Below are 21,768 nucleotides of genomic sequence, written 5' to 3' on the forward strand. Positions count from 1 at the left end.
CATGCGCCACCGGAGCCTCCCGGCAAGCTGCGCCTGCGCGCCGCGTCGCTTAATGCCAGCCGGTTGCGGTGACTGGACTGCAGCCGCGCCGCGCGACCGCCGCCCATCGTCGCCCGACCTCTACGGGGCTTAATCGATTGACCAGCGCGGCGCAACGCAGAATCGCATACAATCTCTTCCTGTCGTCGATCGCGAGCGATCGACGCTGCCAGCTGCAGGCCTTCTCAGATTAAGCGAGAAATTGTCGAGCCATGCCATAAACCCATCGAATTCAGATGACATCAGCTCGTTCATCGACGTCAACAAGAGTGACCGGGGCGCGCCCCATGATTGAAGCGCGCGCCGGCCTTGTCGTTCAATGTATGCTATCTTCTCAAACGACATCGTAAATGCTTTGTTCGACCTCCCAAGTTCGATCGGCGACAGGCCTTTTTAGGTATGAATGGCGTGCCCCAAAGCCTTGAGCGCACTTTCGTGCATCGCCTCGCCCAGCGTGGGATGCACATGGATGATACTAGCGACATCCTCCAGCACCGCGCCCATTTCCATTAGCGTGGCAAATTGACTGGACTGTTCGGACACATGCTTGCCGACCGCTTGAATGCCCAGGATCCGGTGATCAGCCTTGCGCGCAATCACGCGTACGAAACCACCCGTACCATCTGCGTCCATAGACAGCGCGCGGCCATTGGCGTGGAACGGGAACTGGCCGGTCACGACCTCGACGTCTGCGGGCACCTCGTCCGGCGTGAAGCCAACGCTCACAACTTCAGGTTCGGTGAAGCACACCGCCGCGATCGCCACCGGATCGAACCGACGCCGCTTGCCTGCGATGATTTCGGCCACCATCTCGCCTTGAGCAGATGCCTTGTGCGCAAGCATCGGCTCGCCGACCAGATCGCCGATCGCCCAGACATTGGTCGAAGAGGTCGCGCAGCGATCGTCAACCTTGACGAACGGACCGTCCATCGCCAGCGCCATATTCTCCAGGCCCCAGCCCTGGGTCAGCGGGCGGCGTCCGACCGTTACCAATATCTTGTCGGCAGGCAGGATCACCCGCTCGCCAACATCGGTTTCGACTTCCAGCCCGTCGCCGGCAAGGCCCAGCGCCTTGGCCCCCAGATGGAGCGCGACGCCCGCCTTAAGCATCCAGTTCTTCACCGGATCGGTCAGCTTCGCATCGTAGAGCGGGAGCAGGCGGCCCTGCGCCTCGACGACGGACACGTCGGCGCCAAGCTTTGCAAAGGCGCAGCCCATCTCAAGGCCGATATAGCCACCGCCCACGATCACGAGCTGCTTTGGCACCTGCGCCAACGTCAGGGCGTCGGTCGAACCGATGACCTTCCCTCCGAAGGGGAGGAAGGGGAGTTCGGTCGAAACCGACCCGGTCGCCAGGATCACCTGCTCGGCCTGGATCATCAGCGTCCCCTCAGCGGTCGCGACATTACAGGTCTTGGCGTCGCTGAACGCAGCCCAGCCGGAAACCGTCTTCACCTTCGCCTTCTTGAGCAAACCGACCACGCCGCCGCTCAACCTGTCGACAATTCCGTCCTTCCAGCCGATCGTCTCTGCAAAATCGATCGAGGGCGTGCTGCCCGTGCGGATGCCGAAATGCCCGCCAGCCTCGCTGGAGGCCAGCACCTCCTCATAGACCGACGCGGCATGGATCATCGCCTTGGACGGGATGCAGCCCCGGATCAGGCAGGTGCCGCCCAGCCGATCGGCCTCCACCAGCACGGTGTCCAGCCCGAGCTGACCCGCCCGGATGGCCGCGACATAGCCGCCAGGACCGCCGCCGACGACGAGCACTTTGGGGGTAAGGATTTCAGTCATCGCTCAGTCCATGAAAAGCAGGGCAGGATGTTCGAGCAAACGCTTCATGCGCTGCGCGAACAGCGCGGCGTCATAGCCGTCGACGATGCGGTGGTCGAACGAGCTTGAGATGTTCATCATCTTGCGCACCGTCACGAAGCTGCCCTCCACGACCGGTCGTTCCACCAGCTTGTTCGGGCCGATAATCGCAACTTCGGGGTGGTTGATGATGGGCGTCGTGGTGATACCGCCCAGCGTGCCGAGCGAGGTGATGGTGATCGTCGATCCGCTCAGCTCCTTGCGCTTTGCCGTGCCGTCGCGCGCCGCCTTGCTCAGCCGCCCAAGTTCAGTAGCGCATGCCCAGATATCGAGCGTTTCGGCGTGACGGATCACCGGCACCATCAGGCCTGCGGGCGTCTGCGCGGCGATGCCGACATGGACCCCGGCATATTGGTGCAGCACGCCCTGTTCATCGTCATAGCGCGCATTGATCTGCGGGAAGTCGGGAAGCGCCTTTACCAGCGCGCGGACGAAGAAGGGCAACAAGGTGAGCTTTGGCTGTCCCTCGGTGCGATGGGCGTTAAGGTCGACGCGAAGCTTTTCTAGCTCGGTAAGATCGAACTCCTCGACATAGGCGATGTGGGGGATGCGGCGCTTGGCGTCCTGCATCTTCTCCGCGATCTTGCGGCGCATGCCGATGACGCGGCTGTCCTCCACGCCCTCGCGCGCGGCGTAGCGCAGATCGCCCCCTGCCCCGCCGGCGCCGCCGCTGGCGATGTAGCCGTCCAGATCGTCCGGCGTGATCCGCCCGCCCGGGCCTGTGCCGGGCACGAACTGGAGCGGGATGCCAAGTTCGTGCGCACGGCGGCGCGTCGCGGGCGCGGCAAGCGGCGCAGTGCCCGCAGCTCGGGTGGTAAAGGCCGCAGGCTGCGTCGCGACCTTGGCGCTGGCGGCGACCGGCACGGCGACCGGTTCGGTCGGGACGGTCCGCGGCGGCTCGCTCGGCCTGTAGACGTCCTGCGGTGGCGGTGGCTCCGCGTCGGTTGCAGCAGGCGCCGCGACTTCCGCAACATTGCCCGCTCCCTCGACCTTGATCTCGACAATGACCGCACCGACGGGCTTCATCTCGCCGACCGCACCGTGAATGGCCAATATCGTTCCGTCGACCGGCGACGTCATGTCGACCGTCGCCTTGTCGGTCATGACGTCGACCAGGCTTTGATCTTCCTTGATCACGTCACCTGGCTTTACATGCCAGACGACGATTTCAGCTTCTGCCACGCCCTCGCCCACATCGGGCAGGCGGAAATGGAAAAGGCCCATGGGTCAATACTCCGTCACGCGGCGGAGCGCGGCGACGAGGCGCGCGGGTCCGGGGAAATAGTCCCATTCAAAAGCATGGGGATAGGGTGTGTCCCAGCCGGCGACACGGTCGATGGGGGCTTTTAGATAATCGAAACAGCGCTCCTGCACCAAGGCCGACAACTCGCCGCCGAACCCGCCAAAGCGCGAGGCTTCGTGGAAGATCACGCAGCGGCCGGTCTTGCGCACCGACGCAACAATGGCATCGATGTCGAGCGGCACGATCGAACGCAGGTCGATAAGGTCCGCATCGATCCCCGCTTCCTCTATGCCAGACAGGGCGACATGCACCATCGTGCCATAAGCAAGCACGGTGACATCGCGCCCTTCCCGCACTGTCGCAGCCTTGCCCAGCGGCACGCGATAAAGCCCTTCGGGCACCTCGGCCATCGGGTGACCGGCCCACGTCTTGAGTGCCTGATCATGGCGGCCATCGAAGGGGCCATTATAGAGTCGCTTGGGCTCCAGCACGATCACCGGATCATCCTCTTCGATCGCGGAGATCAGCAGGCCCTTGGCGTCATAGGGATTGGACGGGATCACGGTCTTGAGGCCCGTGATATGCGCGAAAATTGCCTCGGGGCTCTGGCTGTGCGTCTGCCCGCCGAAAATTCCCCCACCATAAGGCGAGCGCACCGTCAGCGGTGCCCAGAACTCGCCGTTGGAGCGGTAGCGCAATCGCGCCGCCTCGCTCACCAGCTGGTCGAACGCTGGCAGGATATAATCGGCAAACTGGATTTCGGCGACCGGACGCAGACCATAGGCGCCCATGCCGATGGCAGTGGCGATGATGCCGCCTTCGGAAATCGGCGCGTCAAAGCAACGGGTGAGGCCATGCTTTTCCTGCAGCTTGTCGGTGACGCGAAAGACGCCGCCGAACTAGCCGACATCCTCGCCAAAGATCAGCACATCGGGATCGTTGGCCAATTTTTCGTCAAGCGCATTGTTTAGCGCCTGGATCATGTTCATCGTCGGCATAGTCGTTCAAATTCCCATTTCGCGCCGCTGTTCGATCACGCGCCAGTCCGGTTCCTTGAACACGCCCTCAAACATTTCTTTCACGCTGGGCTTGGACTTGCCGAGCGTGCCGACGGCCTCGCCTTCCTTGACCGCCGACTTTACCACCTCGTCAAGTTCGGCGATCAGGGCGGCGTGGCGCTCTTCGTCCCACTCGCCCAGCGCGATCAGATGCTGCTTCAGGCGCTCGACCGGATCACCCAGCGGCCAGTGCACCGCCTCGTCGGCGGGGCGATATTTTGTGGGATCGTCGCTCGTCGAATGACCGGCCGCACGATACGTGAAGATCTCGATCAGCGTGGCGCCAAGGTTACTGCGTGCCCGCTCCCCTGCCCATTGCGTCGCGGCCCACACTGCCAGGAAATCATTGCCGTCGACGCGCAGCCCGGGAATGCCATAGGCGAGCGCCTTGGCGGCAAAGGTCGTCTCGTCAGCGCCCGCAATTCCCGCAAAGCTCGAAATGGCCCACTGGTTATTGGTGACGCACAATATGCTGGGGGCGCGATACACCGACGCGAAGGTCAAGGCCTCGTGAAAGTCGCCCTCAGCCGTCGTGCCCTCGCCGATATAGGCCAGCGCGATCTTGTCATCGCCCTTATAGGCTGACGCCATCGCCCAGCCGACCGCATGGCCAAAACGGCTGCCGACATTGCCCGAGAGCGAGTAAAAGCCATAGTTCCTTGCAGAGTAGAGAATGGGAAGCTGGCGCCCCTTGAGCGGGTCCTTGGCGTTCGAGAATATCTGGTTGACCAGATCGACCAACGGATAGCCCCGTGCCATCAACCATCCGAGCACCCGATAGGTCGGAAAGCACATGTCGCCATCTTCGAGCACCATCGACTGGGCGACGGCATAAGCCTCCTCCCCGGTCGATTTCATGTAGAAGCTGGTCTTGCCCTGCCGATGCGCACGGAACAGACGCTCATCAAATGCTCGGGTCAGCAGCATGGTGCTTAGCCCACGCCGCAGCGCGTCGGGCGAAAGGCGCGGGTTCCACGGGCCAACGGCCTGTCCTTCCCCGTTCAGCACGCGGATCAGCGAATAAGGCAGGTCGCGCAGTTCATGCTCGGGCGTCTGGACCTCGGGTCGGCGCAGCGCGCCGGCATCTGGAATAGCATAGCGCGAGAAGTTGGGCAGGTCGCCTGGCCTCGCGACAGGTTCGGGAATGTGCAGGCTCAACCTGGGACGATTCGACATATCCGCTAACGACTCTCCTATGGACCTCGTCCGATTATGCCTTCGAACCTTTGGAACATCAGCAACTGATTGCGCCGCCAATCAGGTCTTTGTGAGAAGATAATTCCGCGCTAGACGCCCTGTATGAAAGAAAGTCCCATAGATGCCTTTGATCGAAAAATCTTGATCGCCCTTCAGGAATATTCCGACATCTCAATCGCGAAACTGGGTGAGCGCGTCGGCCTGTCGCAGACGCCCTGCTGGCGACGGCTCAAGCGCATGCAGGACGAGGGCCTCATCCAAAAGCGCGTATGGCTTCTCGACCCCGGGCGGCTGGGCCTCGATGTCAACGTGTTTGCCGAGGTCAAACTCAAGCAGCATGACGAACAAACGCTGGAAGCTTTCGAGCAAGGAACGCGCGAGCGCTCGGAAATCGTGGAATGTTTTTCCATGAGCGGACAGAGCGACTATCTGCTGCGGGTGCTGGTCAGCAGCGTCGCCGACTATGAAAAGCTGCTCAAGAAGGTGCTGCTGCATCTGCCCGGCGTCGGGTCGATCAATTCCAGCTTCGCGCTGCAAACCGTGAAACTGACGACCACATTGCCGATCTGAGGCGCAGTCCAAGGCCGGCCGCCCCGATCGTTCGGCCGCGCCTAGTCTTGCAATCCGATGATGCGCCGCGCCTGCACCAGATGCGGGCGGTCGATCATCCGGCCGCCCAGTTTGAGCGCGCCGACGCCGGGATTTGCGGCAAAGGCTTCGATCACGGACCGGGCATGGGCGATGTCCGCCTCGGTCGGGGTGAAGCCGTCATTGATGATCCTCACCTGTGCGGGATGGATCGCCATCATGCCGGTAAAGCCGTCGCGTCGCGCACGGGCGACATAGGCGGCCAGCGCGTCCGGAGCGTCGATGCGGGGGAACACGGTTTCGATCGCCTGCGTGGCCGCGGCATGCGCGCCAAACAGGGTCAGGCTGCGCACCATCTCATAGGGCGAGGTATAGCTGCCATCGCTCTCGCGTGAAGTGGCCGCGCCGATCGCCGCAGGCAGATCTTCTGCCCCCCAGGTGAGGCCGGCGAGATGCGAAGCTACGGCGCCATAGCTGCCCAGCTGGAAAATCGCGGACGGGGTCTCGGTGGCAATGGGCAGGATCGGCAGCGACGCGCCGTCCAGCAACGCGCACAGTGCCTCGACGCTGGCCGCCCCTTCCGCCTTGGGCAACATCAAGCCATCGGGTCGACCCGGCAGGACGGCAGCCAGATCGGCGCGGGTCAGATCACCGTCCAGCGGGTTGACGCGTACGAAGGTCTTGCACCCTGCCCTGTCCTCCGCCAGCCAGTCCGCAATGGCCGCCCGGCCTGCATCCTTCTTCTCGGCGCTGACGCTGTCCTCCAGGTCGAGGATCAACGCGTCGGCCCCCGATGCCGCAGCCTTGGCGAAACGTTCCGGCCGGTCGGCGGGCACGAAGAGCAGCGAGCGCAGCTTCATGCCGCGCTGCCCCGGATCAGCGCCATGCGCAGGCACTGGCAGACGATATCGCCGCGCTGGTTGATGAGGCGATGGGTGAAGGTGACGATGCCAGCGCCCGGACGCGACTTGCTTGACTTAAGGTCGGTGATTTCCGTTTCCGCGCGCAGCGTGTCGCCGATGAAAACCGGCTTTGGCATGACGAGCTTGTCATAGCCAAGGTTCGCGACTAGCGTGCCAAGCGTCGTATCCGCCACCGACAGGCCGATCATCAGCGCGAACGTGAAGGTGCCGTTGACGAGTATCTGGCCAAACTCGCTCGCCTTCGCCGCCTCCGCGTCGATATGCAAAGGCTGTGAATTATGCGTCATCGTCGAGAAAAGGAGATTGTCGGTCTCCGTGACGGTGCGGCGGAGTTCGTGGGTCAGGGTATCGCCGATGGCCCACTGGTCAAAATATCTGCCTACCATCAAACCGCCTCCGCCTTGTCGATCTTCACCAGCAGCGCGCCTTCGCTGACCTGCCCTCCTTCGCTGGCGTTCAACTGTAGGATGGTGCCGTCAAAGGGCGCGACCAGGCTGTGCTCCATCTTCATGGCTTCAAGGGTGAGAAGCTTTTGCCCCTTTGTGACCGCAGCGCCGGCTGCCACCGCGACGGCGATGATGCGGCCAGGCATCGGCGAGAGGATCGCGCCGTCGGACGCATCTGCGCCGGCTGCGCCACCGGCGCGAAACGGCTGAAGGCGCCAGACCTGACCGCTTTCGGCGACCAGCACGTCATCCTGCGCTACGCCTTCGCCTTCGCGCGGATCATAGGCTACCGTCACTGCCTCACCATCGAGCAGGAAGCTGCCTTCCCGCTTGAGCGGCGCGTTGAGGCGAAAGCCGCCAAGGCCGCCCCCCGTACCCAAAGCAGCGGCGGCGTCTGCCAGCGCTTCGTTGCTGGGGCGCGTCGGCGGCATCAGCGCGTCGCCTTCGCGAGCGATGAAGCCGGTGTCGAGGCGCGCGGCGGCGAAATCCGGGTGGATGAGCGCCTTCACCAGGAAGCCGGCATTGGTCTTGAGGGGCCAGACCGCGCTGTGATCCAGCGCCTCTGCCAGCCGTTCGCGCGCAGCATCGCGGGTCGGGCCATGGGCGATAACCTTGGCAATCATCGGGTCATAGAAGGGCGAGATGTCCGCGCCCTGTTGGACGCCGGTATCGATGCGGCAGCCCTCGCCCAATTCAAACGTGTCGAGCGTGCCGATCGACGGCAGGAATCTCTTCACCGGATCCTCGGCATACAGGCGCGCTTCCATCGCCCAGCCGTTGATCGACAGCTCCTCCTGACGCTTCGGTAGCGGTTCGCCCGACGCAACGCGCAGCTGCCATTCGACCAGATCCTGGCCCGTAATCTCCTCGGTCACGGGATGTTCGACCTGAAGCCGCGTGTTCATCTCCATGAACCAGATGTGGTCGGCGCGCAGCCCTTCGGACCCATCGGCGATGAACTCGATCGTGCCGGCGCCGACATAGTCCACTGCCTTGGCGGCGTTGACCGCCGCCTGGCACACCGCTGCGCGCGTTTCCGCGTCCATGCCGGGCGCAGGCGCTTCCTCGATCACCTTCTGGTGTCGGCGCTGGAGCGAGCAGTCGCGCTCGAACAGATGGACGATATTGCCGTGCTTGTCGCCGAACACCTGCACCTCGATATGGCGCGGGTTCGTGACCCATTTTTCGAGCAGCACCTGGTCGTTGCCGAAGCTCGACGCCGCCTCCCGCTGGCAGGAAAGGAGCGCGTCAGCGAAGTCGCCTGCCGCATCGACCTTGCGCATACCCTTGCCGCCACCGCCAGCGATCGCCTTGATCAGCACGGGATAGCCTATGCTGTCGGCCTCCGACTTCAGGCGCTCCGGACTTTGGTCGTCGCCCAAATAGCCGGGCGTTGTCGGAACGCCCGCATCCTGCATCAGCTTCTTGGCCGCGTCTTTCAGCCCCATGGCAGTGATCGACGCGGGGTTGGGACCGACCCAGACCAGCCCTGCATCCATCACCGCCTGCGCGAATTCGGCATTTTCGGAGAGGAAGCCGTAGCCCGGATGGATCGCCTCCGTCCCGGTATCCTTGGCGGCGGCGATGATCCTGTCGCCCAGCAGGTAGGACTCGCGGACCGGCGAAGGACCGATATGGACCGCCTCGTCCGCGGAGCGGACATGCAGGGCGTTCGCATCCGCGTCGGAATAGACGGCCACGGTGCGGATGCCGAGCTTCCGCGCGGTGCGGATGATCCGGCAGGCGATTTCGCCGCGATTGGCGATAAGAAGGGACTGGATCATCACGCTTACATCCTGAAAATGCCGAATTTCGACGCTTCGGGCACCGGCGCGTTCAACGCCGCCGCAAGAGCAAGGCCCAACACGTCGCGCGTCTGTGCAGGATCGATAATGCCATCGTCCCACAGGCGCGCCGTGGCATAATAAGGATTGCCCTCATGCTCATATTTCTCGCGGATCGGCGCCTTGAAGGCCTCGGCCTCCTCGGGCGCCCATTTCTTGGCGTCGCGGTGAACCGTCGCCAGCACCGATGCCGCCTGTTCCCCACCCATCACCGAGATGCGGGCATTGGGCCAGGTAAAGAGGAAGCGCGGCTGATAGGCGCGCCCGCACATGCCGTAATTGCCCGCGCCGAAGCTGCCACCGATCAGCACCGTGATCTTGGGCACGCTGGCTGTCGCCACCGCCGTCACCAGCTTCGCGCCGTTCTTGGCGATCCCTTCCGCCTCATATTTGCCGCCGACCATGAAGCCGGAGATATTCTGGAGGAAGAGCAGCGGAATACGCCGCTGGCAGGCAAGCTCAATGAAATGGGCGCCCTTGACCGCGCTTTCCGAGAACAGCACGCCATTGTTCGCAAGGATCGCCACCGGAATCCCCCAGATATGGGCAAAGCCGCAAACCAGCGTGGTGCCGTACAGCGCTTTGAACTCGTGGAATTCGGAGCCATCGACAATTCGGGCAATCACCTCGCGCACATCATAGGGCGCACGCACATCCTGAGGCACGATGCCGTAAAGCTCCGACGGATCGAACTTGGGCGGCACCGGCGCATGCAGATTGAGGTCCGGCTTGAAGTCCGGTTGCAGCGTTGAGACGATGTCACGCACAATCGACAGCGCATGCTCGTCATTTTCCGCGACATGGTCGACCACGCCGGACTTACGGCCATGCAGCTCGCCGCCGCCCAGATCCTCTGCGCTGATGACTTCGCCCGTCGCCGCCTGTACCAATGGCGGCCCGGCGAGAAAGATCGTGCCCTGATTGCGCACGATCACCGTCTCGTCCGACATGGCCGGTACATAGGCGCCGCCGGCGGTACACGATCCCATCACACAGGCGATCTGGGGGATGCCCCGCGCACTCATGTTCGCCTGATTATAGAAGATGCGGCCGAAATGCTCGCGATCGGGGAAGACCTCTGCCTGGTTGGGCAGGTTTGCGCCGCCGCTATCGACGAGATAGACGCAGGGCAGCCGGTTTTCTAGCGCAATCTCCTGCGCGCGCAGATGCTTCTTGACGCTGACGGGATAGTAGGTCCCGCCCTTCACCGTCGCGTCATTGCAGGCGATCATCACCTGCCGGCCGGAGACATGGCCGATACCGGCAATGATGCCCGCGCCGGGCACCTCATTGTGGTAGAGGCCATTGGCGGCGAGCTGGCCGATCTCAAGGAACGGCGAGCCCGGATCGAGCAGCCGCTCGACGCGGTCGCGGGGCAGCAGCTTGCCCCGAGCGGTGTGCTTGGCGCGGGCGCTTTCCGAACCTCCTTGCGCCGCATCCGCGACCTTGGCCTTGAGTTCCTGGACTAGCGCAGCATTGTGCGCGGCGTTGGCGCGGAAGCCTTCGTTCTGGGACGAAAGCTTCGTGTCGAGAACAGGCCCGCTCATGCCCCGATCAACTCCCGGCCGATCAGCATGCGGCGAATTTCGTTGGTTCCCGCGCCGATGTCGAGCAGCTTGGCGTCGCGCATGTAGCGCTCGACTGGCCAATCCTTGGTATAGCCCGCGCCGCCCAGCGCCTGCACTGCTTCTAAAGCGGTCTTCATGGCATTTTCCGAAGCCAGCAGGATCGCGCCGGCAGCGTCGAAACGCGTCGTCTTGCCCGCATCGCAGGCCTTGGCAACGGCATAGACATAGGCACGCGCCGAATTGAGCGCGACATACATATCCGCGATCTTCGCCTGCATGAGCTGGAAGGCGCCGATCGGCTTGCCGAACTGCTTGCGCTCACGGACATAGGGCAGGACCACGTCGAGACAGGCCTGCATGATGCCGAGCTGAATGCCCGACAGTACGGTCCGCTCATAGTCGAGGCCCGACATCAGCACCCCTGCGCCCCCATTGAGCGGCCCCATGATATTCTCTTGCGGCACCTCACAATTCTCGAACACCAGTTCAGCCGTCGGCGATCCGCGCATCCCGACCTTCGCGATTTTCTGGCCGATCGAGAAGCCCTTCATGTCCTTCTCGATGAGGAAGGTGGTGATGCCTCTAGACCCTTCGCCCGTTTTGGCATAGACGACCAGTGTGTCCGCATAGGCGGCGTTGGTGATCCAGAATTTCGTGCCATTGAGGATGTAAAGATCACCCTTCTTCTCGGCCTTGAGCTTCATCGACACAACGTCGGAGCCAGCACCAGCCTCGGACATGGCGAGGGAGCCAACATGCTCGCCTGAAATCAGTTTGGGAAGATATTTGGCCTTCTGCGCTTCATTGCCCCAGCGGCGGATCTGGTTGACGCAAAGGTTCGAGTGGGCGCCATAGCTCAGGCCAATGGACGCTGATGCGCGGGCCACTTCTTCTTGCGCGACGACATGTTCCAGATAGCCAAGCCCCAGGCCCCCATCCTCTTCCGGCACGGTGATGCCGTGCAGGCCCAACTCGCCCATCGCCGGCCACAATTCCCGCGGGAACCAGTCCTTTTCGTCGATCTCAGCGGCCAGGGGCGCGATCTTGTCGGTTGAAAAGCGGGCCGCGCTATCGCGGATCATGTCGGCATTATCGCCGAGCGCAAAATTGAAATCGGTCATGGGAGCTCTCTCCTTCCATCCCGAAATACCGCCGCCAGTCACAAGTGAAAAATTGAAGTTAGGTAAGAAGTTTATATACCGTACCTATGATCGACCGCTATCTGATCCGCTATTTCCTGGCCGTCGTCGAGCAAGGCAACTTTTCCCGTGCTGCGAGCCATTGCAATGTATCGCAGCCCACACTTTCGGTAGGCATCGCCAAGCTGGAAAAGGCCATCGACCGCCGACTGTTCGTCCGGACCAACCAGCGGGTGGAGTTGACCGAAGCAGGTACCCGCTTTCTTGTCCACGCCCGCAGGATCGAGCAAGAATTCAACAATGCGCTCACCATGCTGGGCATGGCGCCCCAGCAGGATTCACTTCGGCTCGGCATTTTGCACAGCATCTCCAGCGCCGCGATCGCAAAGGCTGGTCGGCACTATCGGGCAAACTCCAACGGGCAGATCGAATTGACGTTCGCGAGCGAGCGTGAACTGCTGGGCCAAATGACGCGCGGCAGATTGGATGCAATGTTGACGATCATTCGGCCAGCTATTCAGGATTTTCCCTCGCAGGAGGTGCTGGACGAAGGCTATGCCATGGTATTGGCCTCCGATCATTCGCTGGCCGACAGGCGCGCATTGCACGCGGAGGAACTGGCCAGCGAGGTCATGATCGTGCGTCGCCATTGCGAGATATTGTCGCAGACGAGCCGCTACTTTCTCGAACGGGGCGTGCGGCCCCATTTTTCGCTTCGCACCATCAATGACGAGCGTGCGCTTGAGATGGTGCGGGCGGGTCTTGGTATCACGGTCATGCCCGACAGCCATCACGCGAGCGGCGTGCGCCACATCAAGCTAACCGGGTTCGAGCATCGCAGGACCCTCGGCTTTTACACCGCGACCAAAAAGCATGGCACGCATCCGCTGTTTGGCGCGATTACGGAAGTTCTCCAGGGGCAGGTGTCAATGCCGGAGAATGAGTGAAGAAAAGCGAGATACTATCGTGACAATAATGTCTGCCTCTGGATAATCCGACATATAACCTTCGGCCTCAGCAGTACGAACATTCGCACGAACATATTAGGACAGAAGTCCTGTTCAGGAATGCTCGAGATTCGATCAGTGTGCTCGCAATCGGCTCGGCCGCTTGTCCGCCTCACTTTGGCATGAGCCTGGCAGAGCTGTCAAAGCGCCGCATGGGTGCCAAGACTGTCGATAGCGGATCCTATGTTTAGGTTTCAGGCTGGAAGAACTGGGACTGTGCCTTGAGAAAAATATGCCCATGACGCCGGAAACCAGACGCAATTCGGCCCGTTGGGTCGCAATATGACCCATATGACCAGACTTGGTTCCGCACCGTGGCCATCCATCCGATGGGTGGACGCCAATCCAAGCTGGGAGTGCTGACCGGCGCAGACGACACGATTCTCGCATCCATGTCATGGTCGGCGGCGGCCCGCTGCATCGCCTCAAGCTGCGGGTATTCCCGGACTTGGAGATTGCGAAGGCAAGGCGTTCCACACCGGTAGATGGGACTATGGCTGTACCAGTGGCGAAGCCTATGGCAATCCGGACGGGCTGCGCAGCGAGCGCGTCCCGTTGGTCAGTATCGGCGCGACCGGCATCCAGGTCATGCCCCATTTCGCGGAAACAGCCGAGCATCTCTATGTCTTCTAGCGCACACCCCGGGCAGTAGACCGGCGCAACAATCCGCCCTCCGACAGACAGTGGTTCGAATACCAGGAAAACGTTTGGCAGCAGCGTTGCATAGACAACTTCGAGCCTAAGCTGATGGGTCTGAAAGCGGCGAGTAATCTGGTCGCCGACTGCTGGACCGACGACCCCAAATTACTTGGCCTCCTAAGCGAGTCGCGGAACGAGGGTATTCAGAACGCGCCAGTCGAGGAGCGGATGCAAATGGCCGACTAGTTCACGATGCAGAATCTGCGCTCCTTCTTCGAAGACCAGATCGACGTCCCGAAAATGGGCGGAAGCCTGAAGCCTTGGTATAATCTGCTATGTAAGCGCCCCCTATTCAGCGCCGAAATTTATGAACCTTCAACCGTCCCAACGTGTCGCTGGTCGACAGGCACGGCTAAAGTGTGGAGCGCATCACGCGGCGCCGCAATCGCGGACGGTCAATCCTAGCCGGTCGATTGCGTCATCTTCGCGACGAGTTTTCAGCAGGGAGCCTATTCCTACAAGTCGGGCGGCTACACGCTGCGCGGCCGGAACGGCGTCGACATGGCTGATCGATGGGCGCAGGGACCGCGGACCGTGCATGGCACCAAGACGTCAGGTGTCCCCAACTTCCACATTGTCGGCACATATACCCAGGCCTCGCAGTCCTTCAGCTACTCCCATGTCACGATGTTTCAGGCCGCGCACGCCGCCAAGATTGTTGCCAAGTGCCTGCGCGAGGGTATCCGCACGTTCGAAGTGACGGAAGCGGCTGAGGAGAAGTGGCAGGACGCCCTGTGCGCCAAGCGCCCCCCGACCAAACAGTTCGAGGCGGATTGTACGCCGGGCTATTTCAATAATGAGGGCAAGCAGGACGGCTCGGCAACCTTGCTCGGCGGCATGTATGGTGGTGGTCCTTTCGAATATGTAAGTTGTCGATAACCTTCCTTGATCGACAGTCCGCGCCCCGAAATTGGACTTATCGAGCTGCCGATCAAAGTCCATTTAAAGCTGACGCTTGGGCGCTTTTCCTCTATTCGTAATGCTCGGCCGATTCGAACCGACGATTCCCCAATTCAGATGCGGCTCAACTCAACCCGCCTCGATAGCAATCACCCAAGCTTCGATACAAAGGACACGAACCAAATCGTCGCATTAAGACCCCTATGTTTATCCGGTCGCTAGAGCAGAATCCGATCACTCTGGCTCATACCCGGTGGCAGTAAAGTAATTTGCGCATTCTTCGGGAGTGAAGCGGGGCAGTGCCTCGCGAATTGCATCCCATAGGTCGGGGACGGTTCGGGCGGCGGCTTTCCGCAGGATGGCCTTGAGCTTCGAGAAGGCATTTTCGATTGGATTGAAGTCGGGGCTGTATGGCGGCAGGAACAGCATTCGCGCCCCGACTGCTTCGATGGCTTCACGGGCCGCCATCGTTTTATGAGCTGGCAGATTGTCGAGGATGACGATGTCGCCGGGACGCAGCGTTGGCGCCAGAACCTGCGCTGCATAGGCAGCGAACCATTCGCCAGTCATGGGACCGTCCAAGACCATGGGTGCGGTCATGCCCGTTAGGCGCAGCGCGCCGGTGAAGGTGGTGGTTTTCCAATGACCGTGCGGAATTGGGGAGCGACAGCGCATGCCGCGCTGGGCCCGTCCACGCAGACGCGCCATTTTCGTCGATGCGCCGGTCTCATCGATGAACACCAACCGTTCCGGGTCGAGATCAGGTTGGGCCTTAAACCATGCGCGTCGCCGCGCGAGAACGTCGGGCCGCTCCTGCTCGCTGGCGTGCGCTGTTTTTTTCACGGTCATTGAGTGACGATCAAGAAAACGCCAGATCGTGCTCGGCGCAAATACGGCCCCATGCTGCGCTCGAAGCATCTCGGCAAGTTCAACAAGCGTGATGTCCACCTGCTCCTCGACCGCACCGAGAATAATGTCGCGATGGGCTTCAATCCGCCGCGACCGCATGTCGCCGCCTTGCCGCTTCGCCCGCGTCGATCCAGTCTCCCGCCATTCGCGAACCCAACGGATCGCGCTCGCCGCCGCAACTCCAAAACGCTCAGCTGCTGCGCGCCGTGACAGGCCCCCGTCAACCGCCGCAATCACCCGCGAACGTAAATCTCGAGATAGACTTCGTCATGCCAGGCTGACCTCCTTGTCCAGCTGACATCTTGAATCAGATTTCCCAACGAAAAGGAATCGTCCAGATTCAGTTAGGTCGGATTATGCTCTAGCAGATTGGGGCCGCTATCCAGCAGCTCCAGGGGCTGACGCAAACGGAACAGATCATGTGTGCCTTCCTTTCAGTCAACACTGCAAGTTCGGCTCCGTCTCGATTTTAAGCCGAGCGGAATGACGCGGGCTAATGCTCCAAAGAAGAAGAAAGTGACAGTTTGCAAGTTCAGTGCAGCCTCGACCCCTGGCCGCTCAGTTCCTTTGCGATGGAACCGACCATGTCCTTGGCGTCGCCGAACAGCATCTGGGTGTTGGCGTTGTAATAGATCGGATTGTCGATCCCGGCGAAGCCAGCGTTCATCGAGCGCTTGATGACGAAGACCGACTTGGCGCGGTCCGCCTCGATGATCGGCATGCCTGCGATCGCGCTCTTGGGATCGTCGCGGGCCGAGGGTTCACCGTGTCGTTCGCGCCGATGATGACGGCGACATCCGCCTGAGGCAGTTCGGGGTTGATGTCGTCGAGATCGACCAGTTGCTCATAGGGCACATTGGCTTCGGCCAGCAGCACGTTCATGTGGCCGGGCATGCGGCCCGCCACCGGATGGATCGCGAACTTGACGTCCACGCCCTTCTTGGTGAGCGCCTGATAGAGTTCGCTGACCTTGTGCTGCGCCTGGGCGACGGCCATGCCATAGCCCGGGATGATGACGACGGTGCTGGCATTTTCCAGCTGCATCGCGGCTTCTTCGGCCGAGGCGGAGCGGACGACGCGGTCGTCCTTGCCGCCCGCAGCGCCTGCGACCACCGTGCCGAAGCCGCCGAACATGACGTTCGCGAAGCTGCGGTTCATCGCCTTGCACATGATGACCGCGAGGATGAAGCCCGACGCGCCGTCAAGCGCGCCCGCCACGATCAGCAGCTTGTTGCCAAGCGCAAAGCCCATGGCCGATGCGGCAAGACCCGCATAGCTGTTCAACAGCGCGATGACGGTCGGCATGTCCGCGCCGCCGATCGGGATGACGAGCAGGATACCGAAGAGCAGCGCCAGCGCGACGAAGGCCGGGAACAGCCAGGTCTGCGTGGGGTCGAGGGCCAGCATGATCGCGATTACCACCGCGGCCAGCGCCACGCCGCCATTGACGATGCGCTGTCCGGGGAAGGACACCGGACGGCTGCCCATCAGTTCTGCAGCTTGGCGAAGGCGATGACCGAAGCGGTGCAGGTCAGGAAACCCAGCGCCATTTCGAACATCAGCGCCCACAGCACGAAGCTGCCCGCATATTCGGCATGGGCATGCTTATAATATTCAGCCGCGCCGATCAGGCCGACGGCGAGCGCGCCGAAGGCGTGGGAGATGGCGGTCCGCTGCGGGATCGCCGTCATCGGCATGAGGAGCGCCATCGGGATACCCGCAGCCGCGCCTGCGATCATGGCGATGATGATCAGGTTGTAATCGACGACCTCATGCTGGACGAGGGCACCGATGATGGCGATGACCATGCCGATCTCGCCCGCGCGCACGCCGCGCCGGGCAGTCGAAGGATGGCTCATCCACATCAGCGAGAGGATGAACAGGGTCGATGCGGCAATCGCCGCGAAAGGAACGAAAGCGTCCATCGGTTACTTCCCCCGCGGCTTGAACATCTTGAGCATGCGATCCGTGATCATGAAACCGCTGACCAGGTTCACGGTCGCGCAGAACACCGCCACAAAGCCCAGCGTCTTGGCGAGAGGCGTCGCGCCTTCTTCACCCGTGATCGTAATCGCCCCCACGATGACCACGGCCGCGATCGCGTTGGTCAGCGACATCAGCGGCGAGTGCAGCAGTGGCGACACTTTCTTGATCAGCTGAAAACCGACGAAAGCCGCCAATATGAAGACGAACAGATAGTCCGAATTAAGCGCACTCAAGGATCTTCTCCCCCAACAATCTTTCATGGACGACCTTGCCGCCCTGCGTCAGGCGGATGGCGTTGCCGATTTCCTCGTCCAGCACCGGCGCATTCTGTTCCTTGTTCCAAAAGGCCGAGAGGAAATTGTAGAGGTTACGGGCGAACAGGGCCGACGAGTCTGCAGCGAGGCGCGAGGGCACATTCTTGTGACCCACGATCTTCACGCCCTGGCGTTCGACCACCTGGCCCAGCACCGCGCCCTCAACATTGCCGCCCTGCTCCACCGCCAGATCGACGATCACGCTGCCCGGCCGCATCGTCGCGATCTGCGCATCGGTGATGAGGCGCGGCGCGGGCTTGCCCGGGATCAGCGCTGTGGTGATGACGATATCCTGCTTGGCAATGTGGTTGGATACCAGTTCGGCCTGCGCCTTCTGATATTCGTCCGACATCTCGGTGGCATAGCCGCCCTTGCCTTCGCCTTCGATGCCAGCGACGCTTTCGACGAACACCGCCTTGGCGCCAAGGCTCTCGATCTGCTCCTTGGTCGCGGAGCGGACGTCGGTCGCCGACACCTGCGCACCCAGACGCTTGGCAGTTGCGATCGCCTGAAGCCCTGCGACGCCCACGCCCATGATAAATGCCTTGGCCGGCGAGACAGTGCCTGCCGCGGTCATCATCATCGGGAAGGCCCGGCCATATTCATAAGCCGCGTCCAGCACAGCCTTGTAACCGGCAAGGTTCGACTGCGAGGAAAGAATGTCCATCGACTGCGCGCGCGTGATGCGCGGCATGAATTCCATGGCCAGCGCTTCATAGCCCGCAGCTGCATAGGCATCGACACGCGCCCGCTCGACAAAGGGGTTCAGCCCCGCGACGATCCACGCACCGGGCTTGGCGCCGCCGATGCTGGCCACTTCAGGACCCTGCACACCCAATATGATGTCTGCGTCAGCGACCGTTGCCGCCCGATCGGCGACCGTCGCGCCCATCGCGGCATAGTCGGCATCGGCGATGGCGGCGGAGAGACCCGCGCCAGCTTCCACAGCGACATCGGCGCCAAGCGCCTTGAACTTCTTGACTGTTTCCGGCGTACCGGCAACGCGGCGCTCATCAAGAGCCATTTCTTTTACGATGCAGATCTTCACCTGCTCTACTCCATAAAAAAGGGCCACGTCATTCATGCGCGCTTAGCCTCTAAAAGACCGACGCGTTCTATAAATGCGCTTGTTATCACCTTCTGTGCTCCCCTTATACTGGGTATGGGCGGATGTCGGCATAATTATGTGCACATATCTCCGCGTGTACAACGGGCGGTGCCCTCCGACGCGAAAATTGGCTAAAGGTCACTCGTCGTTCCGAGGAGCATGATGAGCAAACGTCCGCAAAATACCCGCGAGGGCCTAGTGACCGCAGCAGTGGCGAAGCTGCGGGACATGATTGTCCAGCAGCCGCCCGAAACACAGATCGGCTCACTTCCTGATGTTGCCAAAATCCTTGGGGTCGGCATTGTCACCGTGCAACAGGCTGCGCGGGTTCTGGAGCATGAAGGTTTTCTGAAGGTCCGTCGCGGACCTGGCGGCGGCTATTATGGCACGCGGCCCGATGCAGAAGGGCTGAGCCAAGCCATTTCCGGTTTTCTCGCGATGCATCACTCAGCACATCCCGAGGCGATCGATATCATCACCCTACTCGATTGCGAACTGATGGCAGCAGCCGCGCTGGCCAAGGACGAGGTGCTTCGGAAGAAACTGGCGGAGCTGGTGCAGTCCGTTGATGAACGCAACACCGCGCACCAGCGCGGCGCATTCGATCAGGCCATGCTTGATATTCTCTATCTCATGGTGGACCGGCCGTTGATGGAGTTGCTGTCGCGCGTCGCAGTGCATCACTACGCCGAATATCCTCGTGGACCCGTATATAGCGGCGACGAAGGTAAAAAGCGTTGGAAGCGCGAACGGCGTGCGATCATATCTGCAATTCTCGATGGCGATTCGGAGCGAGCCCGATTTGAAGCGCAGAGACGACGCCGGGAGATCATGCGTCGGCTACACGCTGATGTATAAAACGCGAAAAGACGGCGCGGATCTCGAGCACTTGCCACAGACGTGACCAAATCCGCATAAGCAAACCCTTACTGCTTTGACTCGCCAGGACCAGAGGAGGGTTCTACCGAGAGGTATCTCTGCCGCCCTCGCCTCGAAAAGTCGGACGTCACTCCCCCGAATAACTGACGATCACCACATTGCCCCGCTCGCCTTTGGTAATCGGGAGGCGGCATTGCGCGCTTTGCCCATTGCCGACAGCATCGCGGTTTCGCTGAACAGAAAGTCGGAGCTCGTCTGCATTCCCTCAGCGGCAAAGCGGTTGCGGTAAAAGGCCGCCACCGTTGCTGCATCGTAGCTGGTGGCGAGGCGCACTTCGTGCGTGGCTTCGCCGCCGACTGACCCGCTATTGACCGACTGGATCTTGGCGGCCGGATACAGCAGTGCAAACGACGGCATCGCAAAACTCGCCGGGGCGGCTGTACGACCGGCTCGGACTTGGTGCGGAACGGCCGGCTGCTCTTCCTATTTGCTGGTGCACGACGACGCGGCGGTCTGCTGCTCCGCAGGCTCCCAGGCGCTCAGCACCGCCAGCCGATCATCAGCAAGATCCGCACGCGTCTCTTCCATAATTACCACATCGTTAGGCTAACCGATGCCGGAAAGTCGGGGACGTTTTCGAGTGCCGCTTGTCCGCGGTGCAGCCCTGCCGAACGGAATGGTCGCAGCCGTCCCTTTAAGCCTGACCAGCCTGATCGGCCGCCGAGCGATCCTCCCCGCCCCGCACGCGCCCGAGCACCCTGGCGGCCGCATTGCTGCCGGCCGCCAGGTCGCGCGCATAGCGCAGCGCCGTCGTAGGCGAGGACCAACGCAAGGCGAGCGCGATGCCGGAGCCATCTTCGCCGGCCGCAAACAGGTCCTGGGTCAGCCCGACCCGGAACGAGTGTGCGCTGAGCGACGCCAGGGTTTGGCCTTCAACGCCGGGCTCGAGCTCGATCAGTCCCGCATCGATCGCGTGCAGCACGCGGCGGCGCAGGATCGCCACCACCCCCTGGCGGGTGAGCGCCTTGGCGCCCACATAATGGCGCACGCTCGGCTGCCCCTCCCCCGCAGCGTCGCGCGTCAGCACATGGATGCGACGGAACAGCGGCCCGTCGTGGAGATCGCTGGCATGCAGCCAGGCCGAGAGCCGCGCCATCGTGTCGGGTGAGAGCCAGGCCAAGGCCCCCTTCCCGTCCTGGTCGGTTTTGGAATGGCGGATAGTGAGGCGGCCGGTGCGGTCGGGCTTGCGCGCGACGTCCACGACGGTCGCGCCAATCAGTTCGGAGACCCGCAATCCCGCATCATAGGCCAGCGACAGCAGCGCGGCATCGCGCAGACCAATCCAATCTCCGCCGCAGCTGTCGAGCAGCGCGCGCAGCGTCACCCCCGTCGGCGCGCTTTCCGCCTCGCTCATTGCTGCGCCATAGCGCAGCGGCGCCGCCTGGCGCTGAGGCGCGCGCTTGGCCCGGCGCAGGCCCTTCAGCGTATCGCGCACCATCCCCGCCTGGGTTGGCAGCGGCTCACTCTCGCCAAAGCCGAGGATCCGGTGCATCCGCGCGATGCTGGCGAGCCGGCGCGCGAGCGTTGCGGCTTTGGCGGGCTTGCGCTTGGCGGTGCCGAGCCAGCGCAGATAATGGACCAAGGTGTCGGGGCTCGCCGGCACCGCCTGGAGCGGCGGCTTCTGCCGCCCACACCAGCGCAAGAAGCAGCGCAGGTCGGCAAGGACCGCCGCCTTGGTCGCTGGCGCCATCGCCCCGGCGGCCGCCTCGAGCGCGAGCTGGCTGGCCCGGCTGCCGTCGATCAAACCGCCATGGAGGCGCAGCATCATCGCCAGGGGCACGGGCGAAGCCTTAGCGACAAGAGGATCTGAAGCGGATTCCACGAAAGTTTTCCTCGACGAAAAAGCGCCTTTCGGCAACCTCGATTTTACCATAAGCTCCGATTATGGGAAATTCGCGTTTTTGGCGCTCGTCTAGATAGAATACCAAAGCAAGACTTTAGTATACTCGGTCTTGACCGCACCTTGCGCTCCGGCTAGCCCCAACGGCG

16 protein-coding genes and 3 pseudogenes are annotated in these 21,768 nt (G+C 62.1%); 4 read left to right on the top strand and 15 right to left on the bottom strand.

What is annotated here, in order from left to right; translation table 11 throughout:
- Window positions 1-432 precede the first annotated feature (432 nt).
- From lpdA to ACZ5Y5_RS20745, 4 genes and pseudogenes are all read right to left on the bottom strand, one after another.
- Window positions 433-1,833, bottom strand: a complete 1,401-nt coding sequence (gene lpdA / locus ACZ5Y5_RS20730; protein ID WP_464811710.1) for a dihydrolipoyl dehydrogenase — start codon at window positions 1,831-1,833, stop codon at window positions 433-435.
- Between the two features lie 3 nt (window positions 1,834-1,836).
- A complete protein-coding gene (locus ACZ5Y5_RS20735; protein WP_464811711.1) occupies window positions 1,837-3,135 on the bottom strand; it encodes a dihydrolipoamide acetyltransferase family protein in 1,299 nt (432 codons plus the stop codon).
- 3 nt (window positions 3,136-3,138) lie between these two features.
- A pseudogene (locus ACZ5Y5_RS20740) lies at window positions 3,139-4,152 on the bottom strand (alpha-ketoacid dehydrogenase subunit beta).
- A gap of 6 nt (window positions 4,153-4,158) precedes the next feature.
- Window positions 4,159-5,388, bottom strand: a complete 1,230-nt coding sequence (locus ACZ5Y5_RS20745) for a thiamine pyrophosphate-dependent enzyme (RefSeq protein WP_464811712.1) — start codon at window positions 5,386-5,388, stop codon at window positions 4,159-4,161.
- 123 nt (window positions 5,389-5,511) lie between these two features.
- Between ACZ5Y5_RS20745 and ACZ5Y5_RS20750 the strand changes: the two genes are divergently transcribed.
- A complete protein-coding gene (locus ACZ5Y5_RS20750; protein WP_464811713.1) occupies window positions 5,512-5,979 on the top strand; it encodes an Lrp/AsnC family transcriptional regulator in 468 nt (155 codons plus the stop codon).
- Between the two features lie 41 nt (window positions 5,980-6,020).
- On the opposite strand, the gene ACZ5Y5_RS20755 is transcribed toward ACZ5Y5_RS20750, so the two are convergent.
- Genes ACZ5Y5_RS20755 through ACZ5Y5_RS20775 form a run of 5 tightly spaced genes read right to left on the bottom strand, consistent with a single transcriptional unit; the run spans window position 6,021 to window position 11,899 of the window.
- Window positions 6,021-6,857 (bottom strand): HpcH/HpaI aldolase/citrate lyase family protein, encoded by an 837-nt coding sequence (locus tag ACZ5Y5_RS20755; protein WP_464811714.1) that lies wholly within the window; start codon window positions 6,855-6,857, stop codon window positions 6,021-6,023.
- Complete coding sequence (locus tag ACZ5Y5_RS20760) at window positions 6,854-7,306, bottom strand: MaoC family dehydratase (protein ID WP_464811715.1); 453 nt, start codon at window positions 7,304-7,306, stop codon at window positions 6,854-6,856. The genes ACZ5Y5_RS20755 and ACZ5Y5_RS20760 overlap by 4 nt, the downstream gene beginning before the upstream one ends.
- Window positions 7,306-9,150: an acetyl/propionyl/methylcrotonyl-CoA carboxylase subunit alpha gene (locus ACZ5Y5_RS20765; RefSeq protein ID WP_464811716.1), complete on the bottom strand. Its 1,845-nt coding sequence runs from the start codon at window positions 9,148-9,150 to the stop codon at window positions 7,306-7,308. The genes ACZ5Y5_RS20760 and ACZ5Y5_RS20765 overlap by 1 nt, the downstream gene beginning before the upstream one ends.
- Window positions 9,151-9,155: 5 nt before the next feature.
- Window positions 9,156-10,757, bottom strand: a complete 1,602-nt coding sequence (locus ACZ5Y5_RS20770) for a carboxyl transferase domain-containing protein (protein WP_464811717.1) — start codon at window positions 10,755-10,757, stop codon at window positions 9,156-9,158.
- Entirely contained in the window at window positions 10,754-11,899 is a 1,146-nt protein-coding gene (locus ACZ5Y5_RS20775) for an isovaleryl-CoA dehydrogenase (RefSeq protein WP_464811718.1), read from the bottom strand. The genes ACZ5Y5_RS20770 and ACZ5Y5_RS20775 overlap by 4 nt, the downstream gene beginning before the upstream one ends.
- Before the next feature lie 86 nt (window positions 11,900-11,985).
- Between ACZ5Y5_RS20775 and ACZ5Y5_RS20780 the strand changes: the two genes are divergently transcribed.
- Both ACZ5Y5_RS20780 and ACZ5Y5_RS20785 read left to right on the top strand, forming a co-directional pair.
- Window positions 11,986-12,864 (top strand): LysR family transcriptional regulator, encoded by an 879-nt coding sequence (locus ACZ5Y5_RS20780; RefSeq protein ID WP_464811719.1) that lies wholly within the window; start codon window positions 11,986-11,988, stop codon window positions 12,862-12,864.
- Between the two features lie 1,260 nt (window positions 12,865-14,124).
- Window positions 14,125-14,502: a hypothetical protein gene (locus tag ACZ5Y5_RS20785; protein ID WP_464811720.1), complete on the top strand. Its 378-nt coding sequence runs from the start codon at window positions 14,125-14,127 to the stop codon at window positions 14,500-14,502.
- Window positions 14,503-14,757: 255 nt separating this feature from the next.
- Here ACZ5Y5_RS20785 and ACZ5Y5_RS20790 read toward each other — a convergent pair.
- From ACZ5Y5_RS20790 to ACZ5Y5_RS20805, 4 genes and pseudogenes are all read right to left on the bottom strand, one after another.
- Window positions 14,758-15,696 (bottom strand): annotated as a pseudogene (locus ACZ5Y5_RS20790) (IS630 family transposase); the annotation flags it as partial.
- 268 nt (window positions 15,697-15,964) lie between these two features.
- Window positions 15,965-17,357, bottom strand: a pseudogene (locus tag ACZ5Y5_RS20795) (NAD(P)(+) transhydrogenase (Re/Si-specific) subunit beta).
- A 3-nt stretch (window positions 17,358-17,360) separates the two neighbouring features.
- Window positions 17,361-17,651, bottom strand: a complete 291-nt coding sequence (locus tag ACZ5Y5_RS20800; RefSeq protein ID WP_464811721.1) for an NAD(P) transhydrogenase subunit alpha part 2 — start codon at window positions 17,649-17,651, stop codon at window positions 17,361-17,363.
- A complete protein-coding gene (locus ACZ5Y5_RS20805) occupies window positions 17,638-18,780 on the bottom strand; it encodes an NAD(P) transhydrogenase subunit alpha (protein WP_464811915.1) in 1,143 nt (380 codons plus the stop codon). Before ACZ5Y5_RS20805 ends, ACZ5Y5_RS20800 begins: the two co-directional genes overlap by 14 nt.
- Window positions 18,781-19,002: 222 nt before the next feature.
- Between ACZ5Y5_RS20805 and ACZ5Y5_RS20810 the strand changes: the two genes are divergently transcribed.
- The gene (locus tag ACZ5Y5_RS20810; protein ID WP_464811722.1) at window positions 19,003-19,698 is read left to right on the top strand and encodes a FadR/GntR family transcriptional regulator; all 696 of its coding nucleotides are present in this window, start codon (window positions 19,003-19,005) and stop codon (window positions 19,696-19,698) included.
- A 171-nt stretch (window positions 19,699-19,869) separates the two neighbouring features.
- Here ACZ5Y5_RS20810 and ACZ5Y5_RS20815 read toward each other — a convergent pair whose 3' ends face one another.
- Window positions 19,870-20,136 (bottom strand): hypothetical protein, encoded by a 267-nt coding sequence (locus tag ACZ5Y5_RS20815; RefSeq protein ID WP_464811723.1) that lies wholly within the window; start codon window positions 20,134-20,136, stop codon window positions 19,870-19,872.
- 277 nt (window positions 20,137-20,413) lie between these two features.
- Complete coding sequence (locus tag ACZ5Y5_RS20820; protein WP_464811724.1) at window positions 20,414-21,601, bottom strand: tyrosine-type recombinase/integrase; 1,188 nt, start codon at window positions 21,599-21,601, stop codon at window positions 20,414-20,416.
- Window positions 21,602-21,768 lie beyond the last annotated feature (167 nt).

This window comes from Sphingobium sp. TomTYG65, assembly GCF_055395525.1.

Coding starts and splice junctions, on each gene's coding strand:
- lpdA (WP_464811710.1), bottom strand. CDS start 1,833: ATGACTGAAATCCTTACCCCCAAAGTGCTCGTCGTCGGCGGCGGTCCT.
- ACZ5Y5_RS20735 (WP_464811711.1), bottom strand. CDS start 3,135: ATGGGCCTTTTCCATTTCCGCCTGCCCGATGTGGGCGAGGGCGTGGCA.
- ACZ5Y5_RS20745 (WP_464811712.1), bottom strand. CDS start 5,388: ATGTCGAATCGTCCCAGGTTGAGCCTGCACATTCCCGAACCTGTCGCG.
- ACZ5Y5_RS20750 (WP_464811713.1), top strand. CDS start 5,512: ATGAAAGAAAGTCCCATAGATGCCTTTGATCGAAAAATCTTGATCGCC.
- ACZ5Y5_RS20755 (WP_464811714.1), bottom strand. CDS start 6,857: ATGAAGCTGCGCTCGCTGCTCTTCGTGCCCGCCGACCGGCCGGAACGT.
- ACZ5Y5_RS20760 (WP_464811715.1), bottom strand. CDS start 7,306: ATGGTAGGCAGATATTTTGACCAGTGGGCCATCGGCGATACCCTGACC.
- ACZ5Y5_RS20765 (WP_464811716.1), bottom strand. CDS start 9,150: ATGATCCAGTCCCTTCTTATCGCCAATCGCGGCGAAATCGCCTGCCGG.
- ACZ5Y5_RS20770 (WP_464811717.1), bottom strand. CDS start 10,757: ATGAGCGGGCCTGTTCTCGACACGAAGCTTTCGTCCCAGAACGAAGGC.
- ACZ5Y5_RS20775 (WP_464811718.1), bottom strand. CDS start 11,899: ATGACCGATTTCAATTTTGCGCTCGGCGATAATGCCGACATGATCCGC.
- ACZ5Y5_RS20780 (WP_464811719.1), top strand. CDS start 11,986: ATGATCGACCGCTATCTGATCCGCTATTTCCTGGCCGTCGTCGAGCAA.
- ACZ5Y5_RS20785 (WP_464811720.1), top strand. CDS start 14,125: ATGGCTGATCGATGGGCGCAGGGACCGCGGACCGTGCATGGCACCAAG.
- ACZ5Y5_RS20810 (WP_464811722.1), top strand. CDS start 19,003: ATGAGCAAACGTCCGCAAAATACCCGCGAGGGCCTAGTGACCGCAGCA.
- ACZ5Y5_RS20815 (WP_464811723.1), bottom strand. CDS start 20,136: ATGCCGTCGTTTGCACTGCTGTATCCGGCCGCCAAGATCCAGTCGGTC.